The following is a 12,210-nucleotide window of genomic DNA, read 5'->3' as shown; positions in this document are numbered from 1 at the left end:
GCCTGTCAACGCTGCGCTTCGCCGCCGAGACCTTCCACCAGGTTCTGGATCAGCGCCGCCAGCTCGCCGGTCATCAGGATAAAGTCTGCGTCAAAGCGCTGAGCATAATCTTCGCGGTCGATATCTTCGTTCTGATCGCGCAGTTCATCGCAGAATTTAAGGCGCTTCACGGAGCCGTCATCACACATCACAAACTGAATGCGCTGCTGCCAGTCGAGTGCCAGTTTGGTCACCACTTTGCCCGCTTCAATGTGCACGGCGATCTCGTCGCTCACCAGATCCTGTTTCTTCGCGCGGATCACGCCGCCATCTTCCAGCAGCGCTTTCAGCTCTGCTTCATCAAGGATCTGGAAGCCCTGCGCGGCAGTCCCGCTGCGCACCCACTCAGTCAGGGTCAGCTCAATCGGCGTCTCCAGTGCCAGCGGTACCACCGGTAATGAGCCAAGGCTCTTACGCAGCAGCGCCAGCGTATCTTCCGCTTTTTTGGCGCTGGCGCAGTCGACCATGATCAGCCCGTTCACGGTGTCGATCCACATCATGGTCTGGCTAAAGCGGCTAAAGGCGCGCGGCAGCAGCGAGTGCAGCACTTCATCCTTCAGTGAATCTTTTTCGGTTTTTTTAAGCTTACGGCCCTGTTCAGCTTCCAGCTTGAAGATCTTCGCTTCGAGCGCCTGCTTCACCACAGGCGTCGGCAGGATCTTCTCTTCTTTGCGGGCGCAAACGATGATTTGCCCCGTGCTGCTGGCGTGGGTCAGCGCATCGCTTTGAGAACCCATTGGCGGAACCCAGCCGGTTTTTGCCATATCCTGGCTACCGCAAGGGGTAAAGGAGTAAGCGGCTAACTGTTTTTCCATCTCTTCTGCACGCAGCGAAACGTCGCGGCTGAGACGGTAAACCATCAAATTTTTGAACCACAGCATGATAATTTCCACGGCCTTGTCGTTAAATCAGCGGGCATGATAACGAATTGTCGCATCGCTTGCATTGCTAATCGGGAAGCGGGCTTCTACTCTGTTGATAATCAAAATAATGAGGAGTGTCTTGTGCGTATTGGGATTGATTTGGGCGGCACCAAAACAGAAGTTATTGCGTTGAGCGAGCAGGGGGAGCAACTGTTTCGCCACCGTCTGCCTACGCCGCGCGATGATTATCACCAGACCATAGAGACGATTGCCCGTCTGGTCGATATGGCAGAGCAGGCAACGGGCGAGACGGGCACGGTCGGGATGGGGATCCCCGGCTCCATTTCGCCGTATACCGGCGTGGTGAAAAATGCCAACTCTACCTGGCTCAACGGTCAGCCGTTTGATAAAGACTTAAGCCAGCGTCTGAACCGGGAAGTGCGTCTGGCAAATGACGCTAACTGCCTGGCGGTCTCTGAGGCCGTAGATGGCGCAGCGGCTGGCGCGCAGACCGTATTTGCGGTCATTATCGGTACCGGCTGCGGGGCGGGCGTGGCCTTCGGTGGGCGCTCGCATATTGGCGGCAACGGCACCGCAGGTGAGTGGGGGCACAACCCGTTACCGTGGATGGACGAAGATGAACTCAAATACCGTGCCGAGGTGCCGTGCTACTGTGGCAAGCAGGGCTGTATTGAGACTTTTATTTCCGGCACGGGGTTTGCCACCGATTATCATCGTCTGAGCGGCCAGCCGCTGAAAGGCAACGAGATTATGCGTCTGGTTGAGGAACAGGATCCGGTGGCTGAACTGGCGCTCAGCCGCTACGAAATGCGGTTGGCTAAATCACTGGCGCATGTGATCAATATCCTCGATCCGGACGTGATTGTGCTGGGCGGCGGCATGAGCAACGTTGACCGGCTGTACGCGACGGTGCCAACGCTGGTGAAACAGTGGGTATTTGGGGGCGAATGCGAAACGCCGATCCGCAAAGCCGTCCATGGAGATTCCAGCGGTGTGCGCGGCGCGGCGTGGCTCTGGCCGGAATAAACGCAAAACGGCAACTTGCGTTGCCGTTTTTGATGTTTGTACCCTCTCCCACAGAGAGAGGGCCAAGGTGAGGGCAACATCCCCCATTTACTGCACCGCAAACTCCCTGTCCAGCCTGCTATACCCCAGCCCGTTGATCTTCTTCACCTTGATCTGCACCGGAATACGTTCTTTCATTGCCTCTACGTGGCTGATCACGCCAATGGTTTTCCCGGTGGCGTTCAGCGCGTCGAGCGCATCCAGCGCGGTGTCCAGCGTTTCGCTGTCGAGTGTGCCGAACCCTTCATCCAGGAAAAGCGAGTCAATGCGCGTTTTGTGACTGACCAGATCGGAAAGCGCTAAAGCCAGCGCCAGACTGACGAGGAAACTTTCCCCGCCGGATAGGGTACGGGTATCGCGTACCGCATCGGCCTGCCAGGTATCAACCACCTCCAGCTCCAGCGCGTCGCTTGCTTTACGCTGAAGCAGATAGCGGCCATGCAGACGGTTGAGCTGCTGGTTGGCAAGCCACACCAGATTATCCAGCGTCAGCCCCTGGGCGAATTTACGGAATTTATCGCCGGTGCTGGAGCCTATCAGCGCATTGAGATAGCCCCAGTCGTCAGCCTGACGCGCCGCCTCCTCAATCTGCTGCATAAGCGCCTGCTGGTGCAGACGGTTATCGGCGTCCTGTTTGAGCTGCTGGCGGATCTCCCCCTGACGCGTGGTGTTTTCACGAAGCTGTTGCGCCAGCTGGTGTAACTGCGCCTGAAGGGTTGCGGCGTCGGTTTCCAGCCCCTCCGGGCGTTGTGCCTGATGCGCCTGAAGCTGCTGGTTTGCCTGTACGGAGAGCGCCGTGGCCTGCTGGAGCTGGTTCTCCAGCGTCTGCTTTTGTTGTTCAAGCTGGCGGATCGACGCTTCATCCAGCAGGGCGGAGAGAAATGCCTCCTGACTGGCAAAGCAGCTCGCGGTCAGCGCGGCGCTGAACTGAGCCTGCGACTGCTGAAGCCGTTCACGCTCAAGCGTCTCCTGCTGCTGTAGGGTGGCGAGCTGGCTTTGTAGCGACACGCATTCGTCATGGATGCCGCGCCAGTTCTCAGGGATAACCGCGTCGGCTTCTGCGTCATCAGAATCCGGCAGCGTCTCCAGGATGGGCATCAGGGCGTTAATACGTTCCTGAATCGTACCGTGCTGGGCCTGTTTTTCCTGCCAGCGGGTATATTCAGCTTCGCGTGCGCTCAGCCAGGCGCTTTCGGCCCCTTCATCGGGCACGCTAAGCGACAGCGACTCTAGCGAGGCTGCCAGCGCCTGACGCGTCGCCGTCAGCTGCTGCTGGTACTGGCGCGCCTGATCTTCCTGTTCATTGAGCTGGTTTTGCAGCGTCAGACGCTGGCTAAGCTGATACAGCTGGCGTTCATACTGCTCCTGTTCGCTCATCCAGGGGGCAATATCATCCTGAATATTCAGCGCTATGTTCAGGGAGGTGCAGACCTCCAGCCACTCTTTAGTGAGTGCTTGCTCTTCCTGAGAGAGGGCCTGTACTTCCTCTGTCTCGCGCTGGATCTGTTGGGTGAGCGCATTCACCTGCCCGAGCACCAGCAATCCTTCCTCTTTTAGCGCGGCAACCTCTTTCTCCAGCGCGTCGCGGCGGCGCTGATTGTCGGTCAGTTCAAGCGCCTGATACTGCACAACTGCCGGGTGTTCGCTTGAACCGCAGAGCGGGCAAGGTTTACCCGCTTCGAGCAGTGCACGATAGTTCTCAAGATCCTTGATTGTTGCCTCACGCTCACAGAGCGCTTTCAGGTCGGCATAGTGCTGATTTTTCTCTTTGAACTGCTGACGCCGCAGGATCAGCGTTTCATTGAGCTTAGCCTGCTCAGCCTGCGCTTTTTGCACGCTTTCCGCATTATGGCGCAGCCGTTTTTGCAGCGGCTGATAGCGAGCGTGAAGCGCAGTCAGGCGCTGGCGGAGCGCCCGCGATTGTGCCTGTTGCTCCATTGCCGTCGCGAGATCCTCAGCCGTCAGCGTCAGCGTACTCTCCGGCATCTCAGCCAGTTTCTGACGAAGCTCAGCCATACGCGCTGACTGGGCCACAAGCTGATTTTTATCGCGACTCAGTTGCGTAAAATGCGCCCGCCAGCCGGCAATTTCCTGCCCCCACTGACGGAAACGATCGTGTTCGGTTAGCCACTGCGTCAGTACCGTGTGTTCTGTCCGCAACTGTTCACGGTTGTGCAGCGCACCGTTGCGAATACGCGAGCGCTGCGCCGCTCTGTCGAGTAAGCGAGTATTTACTTCAACAATTCGCGCTGTTGTCTGCGCCAGGCGGGTGGTCTGCTCCTGCTGATACTCCCACAGCGGACGTAGCTGGGCGGCGGGCTGTGCCAGCTGGAGCTTCGCCAGTTGCGGCGCGGCGTCCGTCAGAGCCTGTTGCGCCTGCTGCTGCGAAGCGGCTACGCGCTGCTGCTCACGTATCAGCTCGTCGTTACGCGTAAGCCACTGAAAATCTTTCTGTTGGCTCTGCTGCTGTGCCAGCAGGATTTTTTCTTCGTCAGTAAGTGCCTGCAAACTTTGCTGCAAGTGCTGCTGCTGTTCCTCGCTCAGCAGCACAACGCCTGCGGCCTGCGCTTCGCACATCTCCAGCGCGTTGCGTGCCGCTTTGTGTTTTTCAAAAACCATGGCGGAAATCTGGCCGTAAATTTCCGTGCCGGTCAGTTCCTCCAGCAGCTCTGCCCGATCGCTCGGTTTAGCATTCAGGAAGGCGGCAAACTGCCCCTGAGAGAGCAACATCGAGCGGGTAAAGCGACCATAGTCCAGCCCGGTGAGTGCGGCGGTTTGTTCCAGCTTATCCGTGACTTTATCGGCCAGAATTTTGCCGTCTTCGCAGCGGGCCAGCTCAACGCGCGGTGCCTGTAAGTTCCCGTCTGGCTGGTTGCGGGCGCGGTTCTGGCTCCAGAAAGCGCGATAAGCAACGCCTTTGACCTCAAATTCCACTTCAGCCAGGCATTCGGCGGTATCGCGCGTCATCAGGTCGTTTTGTGCCTGAGAGACCTTATTAAGACGCGGTGTTTCGTGGTAAAGCGCCAGGCAGATGGCATCCAGCAGCGTGGTTTTACCCGCGCCGGTTGCGCCGGTGATGGCAAACAGCCCATTGCTGGCGAAAGGCTCCGCGGTGAAATCGATTTTCCACTCACCCTTTAGCGAATTCAGATTTTTCAGACGCAGGCTCAGAATTTTCATGCGTTTTCGTCCTCGTCATTGAGGGAATGCAAGGTATGGGCAAACAGCTCGTTAAGCCTGGTGCGCCTGGCCTCGTCCACTTCTTCATGCGCAAGCCGCCGCGCGAACACCTCTTCAACCCGAAGTTCGCTAAGCGTTTCACGCTGGGCGTTCAGCAGAATTTTCTCGCGCTGCTCGCGGCTGCGACGTACCAGCAGCACCTCCACGGGAAGGTCTTCCGTCAGCGTCTGAATTTTACGCTGCATATCGTACAGGTAGTCATCGGTGGTGATTTCGATATCGAGCCAGACGGGGGGATTAAGCACTGCGCCGCGCCACTGCTCAAGCTGAGCGGTAATGGCGGCCAGATCGCCTTTCAGCACTGCCAGCGGCTGGGTGACCGGCACCTCAAGCGTCTCAACGGCGCTAAGTTTGCCTTCGGTGAAGCTCACCAGATGCACGGATTTGGCTTTGCCCGTTTCGTCAAAACTGAGGGAAATGGGCGAGCCGCAGTAGCGAATATGCTCGCAGCCGCCGACGATCTGGGCCCGGTGAATATGCCCGAGGGCAATGTAGTCGGCGGGAGGAAAGTTTTGCGCTGGAAACGCGTCCAGCGTACCGATATAAATCTCGCGCACCGCATCACTCTTACTGGCCCCGACGGTGGTGAGGTGCCCGGTGGCAACGATCGGAATGGCCTGTTCGCCGCGCAGGGCGCAGGCTTCCGTATGCTGCTGGTGATAATAGCGGGTGATGGCCTGCAACAGATGCTGCTGTTTTTCGCTCCCGGACAGGCCTGCCTGGCTTTGCACGATATCGCGCGGGCGTAAAAACGGAATTGGGCATAGCACCGCGCCCGGCGTGCCATCACGTTTTTTCAGGATCTGCGGCGCGTGTCCGGCGCTGGCCACCACGGTGGTATTGAGGAACGCCAGAATATCGCGGGATTCATTCAGCGTCGCCACCGAGTCATGGTTTCCGGCGACAATCACCAGGTGACAACCGGTTTGCTGGAGGTTGACCACAAAACGGTTGTACAGCTCACGCGCATAGCTCGGCGGCGATCCGGTATCAAAAATGTCGCCCGCCACAATAATTGCGTCCACCTCGTGAGCCTGAGCCGTCTCCAGCAGCCAGTTCAGGAACGCTTCATGTTCCGCGGCGCGGCTTTTGCTGTAAAAATTTTGACCCAGGTGCCAGTCTGAGGTGTGAAGTATGCGCATAAGAGATCCGTGGCAATAATAAGAAAGCAGGATTATAAACGTTCGGGGAACGGAAAATAACCGCTGTAATAAAACAACAGTTTGCTATTTATCGTGGTAATGTTTTTCATAAATCTGTCATAAATCTGACGCATAATGACGCCGCATTACAGACTTGTAACTTAAATACGATAAGACAGGGCAAAGTATGGCGAGACGTATTCTGGTCGTAGAAGATGAAGCTCCGATCCGTGAAATGGTGTGCTTCGTGCTTGAACAAAATGGCTTCCAGCCGGTTGAAGCGGAAGATTATGACAGCGCGGTGAACCAGCTGAATGAACCCTGGCCCGATCTGATCCTGCTGGACTGGATGCTGCCTGGCGGTTCCGGATTGCAGTTTATCAAGCATATCAAACGCGAGGCGATGACCCGCGATATCCCGGTGGTGATGCTGACGGCGCGCGGTGAGGAAGAGGATCGCGTGCGCGGTCTGGAAACCGGCGCGGACGATTACATCACCAAACCGTTCTCTCCAAAAGAGCTGGTGGCGCGTATCAAAGCCGTGATGCGCCGTATTTCACCGATGGCGGTGGAAGAGGTGATTGAGATGCAGGGCCTGAGCCTGGATCCTACCTCACACCGGGTCATGACCGGTGAAAATCCCCTCGATATGGGCCCCACCGAATTTAAACTCCTGCACTTCTTTATGACACACCCGGAGCGCGTTTACAGCCGCGAACAGTTGCTGAATAACGTCTGGGGAACTAACGTCTATGTCGAAGACCGAACGGTTGACGTCCATATTCGCCGCCTGCGTAAAGCACTGGAACTGAGCGGCCACGATCGCATGGTACAGACGGTCCGCGGCACGGGTTATCGCTTCTCGACCCGTTTCTGAACAATGACAGGAGTGTGACGCGTGCTGGAACGTCTGTCATGGAAAAGGCTCGTCTTTGAACTGATCTTATGCTGTATTCCGGCCCTCATTCTGGGGGCTATTTTTGGCTATCTGCCGTGGTTTTTACTGGTGGCCGTGACGGGGTTGCTCGTCTGGCATTTCTGGAATTTACTGCGTCTTTCCTGGTGGCTGTGGGTCGACAGAAGTATGACACCCCCGCCGGGAAGCGGGAGCTGGGAACCGCTACTCTACGGCCTGCACCAGATGCAGATGCGTAATAAAAAGCGCCGTCGTGAGCTGGGAAGCCTGATAAAACGCTTTCGCAGCGGCGCGGAGTCGCTGCCGGACGCAGTGATCCTGACGACGGAAGAAGGGACCATCTTCTGGTGCAATGGCCTCGCACAGCAGCTGTTGGGCCTGCGCTGGCCGGATGATAACGGTCAGAACATCCTCAACCTTCTGCGCTATCCCGAGTTCACGCTGTATCTGAAAACGCGTGATTTTAGTCGTCCGCACAATCTGAAGCTCAATAACGGTCGCCATCTTGAAATTCGCGTGATGCCCTACAGCGATCGGCAGTGGCTGATGGTGGCGCGGGATGTCACCCAGATGCATCAGCTTGAGGGCGCGAGACGTAACTTCTTTGCCAACGTCAGCCACGAGCTGCGTACGCCGTTGACGGTGCTTCAGGGCTATCTGGAGATGATGCAGGAGCAAACGCTTGAGGGGGCGCCGCGTGAGAAAGCGCTGCATACCATGCGGGAACAGACGTTCCGCATGGAAGGGCTGGTCAAACAGCTACTAACGCTTTCAAAAATTGAGGCTGCCCCGTCGCTGGCGCTAAACGACATCATTGATGTGCCGATGATGCTGCGAGTGGTGGAGCGCGAAGCCCAAACGCTGAGCCATAATCAACACACCCTGAGTTTTGATGTTGATAACACGCTGAAAGTGCTCGGCAGTGAAGATGAGCTGCGAAGCGCTATCTCAAACCTGGTCTATAACGCCGTGAATCATACCCCGACAGGGACGCATATCGCGGTGCGGTGGCAGCATACTCCGGCAGGGGCTGAGTTTAGCGTCGAGGACAACGGGCCGGGGATTGGGCCTGAACACCTCCCGCGTCTCACCGAACGGTTCTACCGGGTGGATAAGGCGCGCTCGCGGCAGACCGGCGGGAGCGGACTGGGGCTGGCAATTGTGAAGCATGCCGTCAGCCACCACGAAAGCCGGCTCAATATCGAAAGCACCCTGGGTAAGGGCACGCGCTTTAGCTTCGTGATTCCGGAACGATTAATTGCCAAAAAAAGTGCCTGACAGCGTGTGTGTCAGGCTACCTTTCCACGGGCCAGCGATTGCTGGCCCGTTTGCTTTGCAGTCAAGCGAAACGCGAGTGAATATTATACGGCTGGTGCTTTTTTGTTCGCATGATTAGCCATGAGTTTTTCTTATACATGGCATATTATTTTGGTCTGAATTTTCATGCTGGCATATTGTTCTGGTTTTACGATCCCTTCTTGCCTTTAAACGTTATAAGCGTTTAAATTGCCCCCCATATACTGTCAGACCGACTGTATTTGCGTGGTAAATCGAAAAACTATTCTTCGCCACGCCTGGACGGGAGCATATCCCGCTGAAATTGAGCAAATTTTCCGCTGTATCGTCCCGTCAGGGATGGCGAAAATCTCAACGTATTCAACACCACATCCACAGGCAGTAAGGTTTTATGACCCATCACTTGAAATCGCGTGACATTATCGCGCTGGGCTTTATGACATTTGCGCTGTTCGTTGGCGCAGGTAACATCATTTTTCCTCCAATGGTTGGCTTACAGGCGGGTGAACACGTCTGGACGGCTGCGTTTGGCTTCCTGCTTACTGCCGTGGGCCTGCCGGTACTGACCGTTATCGCGCTGGCGAAAGTCGGTGGCGGTGTGGACAGCCTCAGCACCCCGATTGGCAAAGTGGCTGGCGTTCTGCTGGCAACCGTCTGCTATCTGGCCGTTGGCCCGCTGTTCGCAACCCCGCGTACGGCGACCGTCTCCTTTGAAGTGGGTATTGCCCCGCTGACCGGTGACGGCGCGATGCCGCTGTTTATTTACAGCCTCATTTACTTCGCCATCGTGATTCTGGTTTCTCTCTATCCGGGCAAACTGCTGGATACTGTGGGTAACTTCCTGGCACCGCTGAAAATTGTGGCGCTGATTGTGCTGGCGGTTGCGGCCATCGTCTGGCCTGCGGGGCCCATCAGCTCCGCGATGGACGCCTACCAGAACGCGGCGTTCTCAAACGGTTTCGTGAACGGCTATCTGACGATGGATACGCTTGGCGCGATGGTGTTTGGTATCGTTATCGTTAACGCCGCGCGTTCCCGCGGGGTGACCGAAGCGCGTCTGCTGACTCGCTACACCATCTGGGCTGGCCTGATGGCCGGTGTCGGCCTGACGCTGCTGTATCTGGCGCTGTTCCGCCTGGGTTCAGATAGCGCAACGCTGGTCGATCAGAGCGCAAACGGCGCGGCGATCCTGCATGCTTACGTGCAGCACACCTTTGGTGGTGCAGGCAGCATGCTGCTGGCGGCGCTGATTTTCCTGGCCTGTCTGGTGACGGCGGTGGGTCTGACCTGCGCCTGCGCGGAGTTCTTCGCTCAGTATCTGCCGCTTTCTTACCGCACGCTGGTGTTTATCCTCGGCATCTTCTCCATGGCGGTGTCAAACCTCGGTCTGAGCCACCTGATTCAGGTCTCAATTCCGGTGCTGACGGCGATCTATCCGCCATGTATCGTGCTGGTAGTGCTGAGCTTCACCCGTTCGTGGTGGCATAACTCCACGCGAATTATTGCGCCAGCCATGTTTATCAGCCTGATTTTTGGTATCCTTGACGGGATCAAAGCATCAGCATTTGCAGAAATCCTGCCAGCCTGGACACAGCGTCTGCCGCTGTCCGAGCAGGGCCTGGCCTGGCTGATGCCTTCCGTTGTAGCGCTGGTTCTGGCGATTATCTGGGACCGTGCGGCAGGGCGTCAGGTGACATCCAACGCCCATTAATCAACGGCAACAAATTGTTTAACCACGGGGCTTAAGGCCCCGTGGTTTTTTGTTTTTTTCGTGTTGAATGGCAAGATTTTAATGGAAAGCACTAACAAACTTAAACGTGGATTGAGCACCCGCCACATCCGCTTTATGGCGCTGGGCTCGGCTATCGGTACCGGTCTTTTTTATGGCTCGGCAGATGCCATCAAAATGGCCGGTCCAAGCGTTCTGCTGGCCTACATCATCGGCGGCGTGGCGGCGTATATCATCATGCGCGCCCTTGGCGAAATGTCGGTTCACAACCCCTCTGCCAGTTCCTTCTCCCGCTACGCGCAGGAAAATTTAGGCCCGCTGGCCGGGTTTATCACCGGCTGGACCTACTGCTTCGAAATCCTGATTGTTGCCATTGCCGATGTGACGGCGTTTGGTATCTATATGGGGGTCTGGTTCCCCGCCGTGCCGCACTGGATCTGGGTGCTGAGCGTGGTGCTGATTATCTGCGCCGTTAACCTGATGAGCGTGAAGGTGTTTGGCGAGCTGGAGTTCTGGTTCTCCTTCTTCAAGGTCGCGACCATTATCATCATGATCCTCGCCGGTTTCGGCATTATCATCTGGGGTATCGGCAACGGTGGACAGCCAACCGGCATTCACAACCTGTGGAGCAACGGCGGCTTCTTTAGCAACGGCTGGCTCGGGATGGTCATGTCGCTGCAGATGGTCATGTTCGCCTATGGCGGAATCGAGATTATCGGCATCACCGCCGGGGAAGCGAAAGATCCGGAGAAGTCTATTCCGCGCGCCATCAACTCGGTGCCGATGCGCATCCTGGTGTTCTACGTGGGCACGCTGTTTGTGATTATGTCCATCTACCCGTGGAACCAGGTGGGCACCAACGGCAGCCCGTTTGTCCTGACTTTCCAGCATATGGGCATTGCGTTTGCCGCCAGCATTCTCAACTTTGTGGTGCTGACCGCCTCGCTGTCGGCCATCAACAGTGACGTGTTCGGCGTGGGCCGTATGCTGCACGGCATGGCGGAGCAGGGCAGTGCGCCGAAGGTGTTTGCCAAAACGTCGCGTCGCGGTACCCCGTGGGTAACGGTGCTGGTCATGACCGTGGCGCTGCTGTTCTCGGTCTACCTGAACTACATTATGCCGGAGAACGTCTTCCTGGTGATTGCGTCGCTGGCGACCTTTGCGACGGTGTGGGTGTGGATCATGATCCTGCTGTCGCAGATTGCGTTCCGTCGCCGCCTGTCGCCAGAAGAGGCCAAAGCGCTGAAGTTTAAAGTGCCGGGCGGTGTTGCGACGACCGTCGTTGGCCTCATCTTCCTGGTGTTTATCATCGGCCTGATTGGTTATCACCCGGATACCCGTATTTCCCTGTACGTGGGCTTCGCGTGGATCGTCCTGCTGCTGGTGGGCTGGATGTTTAAATGTCGCCGCGATCGTCAGCTGGCGGAAGCACAGTAACATTCTTTTCCCCTCTCCCCGTGGGAGAGGGTTCCCCACAAATTAATGCGAGCACTGAGCAATCCCCTCGCCCCTCCGGGGAGAGGGTTAGGGTGAGGGGAACATACGGCGGTGGTGGTCATTCCGTTCACTTTATGTTCCTTGCTACTCTGTAACGACATGACCGGTGAACGTGCCAGGATGGCTCAGTCGCCACCACCCTGGCGACCCGTGCTCCCGGCGGTAAATCGCCGCTTCGCGGTGCCCTCGGCTTATTCCTTCCGGCTTATCGGGTACGGGCGGAGGCAACGTCCCTGTAAAGCCGCCCTCTCGGCGCATCCCTGCGCCTCGCCCCGGCCGGAAGGCAAACGCCTCAGCGATTTACAGCCGGACCAGGGCATCGCTGACAGCCCTCAGTCATTTAGAAAGCAACTTTATTGCTTCTGCATAAAAAAATTACTGGGGATCCCTCAGCCCCGTGGG

At 57.0% G+C, this 12,210-nt stretch carries 8 protein-coding genes; 5 read left to right on the top strand and 3 right to left on the bottom strand.

Features of this window, described 5'->3' with window-relative positions; genetic code table 11:
* Positions 1-5: 5 nt before the first annotated feature.
* The gene (rdgC, locus tag AC4OVS_RS17515) at positions 6-920 is read right to left on the bottom strand and encodes a recombination-associated protein RdgC (protein WP_006809928.1); all 915 of its coding nucleotides are present in this window, start codon (positions 918-920) and stop codon (positions 6-8) included.
* Between the two features lie 123 nt (positions 921-1,043).
* On the opposite strand from rdgC, the gene mak reads away from it, so the two are divergent.
* Positions 1,044-1,949 carry a fructokinase gene (mak, locus tag AC4OVS_RS17510; protein ID WP_003859127.1) on the top strand — a complete coding sequence of 302 codons (906 nt, stop codon included), beginning with the start codon at positions 1,044-1,046 and terminating at the stop codon, positions 1,947-1,949.
* Positions 1,950-2,036: 87 nt separating this feature from the next.
* On the opposite strand, the gene sbcC is transcribed toward mak, so the two are convergent.
* Positions 2,037-5,168: an exonuclease subunit SbcC gene (sbcC, locus tag AC4OVS_RS17505; RefSeq protein ID WP_491922596.1), complete on the bottom strand. Its 3,132-nt coding sequence runs from the start codon at positions 5,166-5,168 to the stop codon at positions 2,037-2,039.
* Positions 5,165-6,370, bottom strand: a complete 1,206-nt coding sequence (gene sbcD, locus AC4OVS_RS17500) for an exonuclease subunit SbcD (protein WP_038415466.1) — start codon at positions 6,368-6,370, stop codon at positions 5,165-5,167. The genes sbcC and sbcD overlap by 4 nt, the downstream gene beginning before the upstream one ends.
* A gap of 187 nt (positions 6,371-6,557) precedes the next feature.
* Between sbcD and phoB the strand changes: the two genes are divergently transcribed.
* The 4 genes from phoB to proY all read left to right on the top strand — a co-directional run bounded on the left by phoB (position 6,558) and on the right by proY (position 11,748).
* The gene (gene phoB, locus AC4OVS_RS17495; protein ID WP_003859122.1) at positions 6,558-7,247 is read left to right on the top strand and encodes a phosphate response regulator transcription factor PhoB; all 690 of its coding nucleotides are present in this window, start codon (positions 6,558-6,560) and stop codon (positions 7,245-7,247) included.
* A gap of 21 nt (positions 7,248-7,268) precedes the next feature.
* Entirely contained in the window at positions 7,269-8,564 is a 1,296-nt protein-coding gene (gene phoR, locus AC4OVS_RS17490; protein ID WP_023299433.1) for a phosphate regulon sensor histidine kinase PhoR, read from the top strand.
* Between the two features lie 409 nt (positions 8,565-8,973).
* Positions 8,974-10,293, top strand: a complete 1,320-nt coding sequence (gene brnQ, locus AC4OVS_RS17485) for a branched-chain amino acid transporter carrier protein BrnQ (RefSeq protein ID WP_038415468.1) — start codon at positions 8,974-8,976, stop codon at positions 10,291-10,293.
* An 81-nt stretch (positions 10,294-10,374) separates the two neighbouring features.
* Positions 10,375-11,748, top strand: a complete 1,374-nt coding sequence (gene proY / locus AC4OVS_RS17480; protein ID WP_023299434.1) for a proline-specific permease ProY — start codon at positions 10,375-10,377, stop codon at positions 11,746-11,748.
* Positions 11,749-12,210: the final 462 nt, after the last annotated feature.

The organism is Enterobacter sp. 4974935 (assembly GCF_058661735.1).
This window is presented reverse-complemented; position numbering and strand designations above follow the sequence as displayed.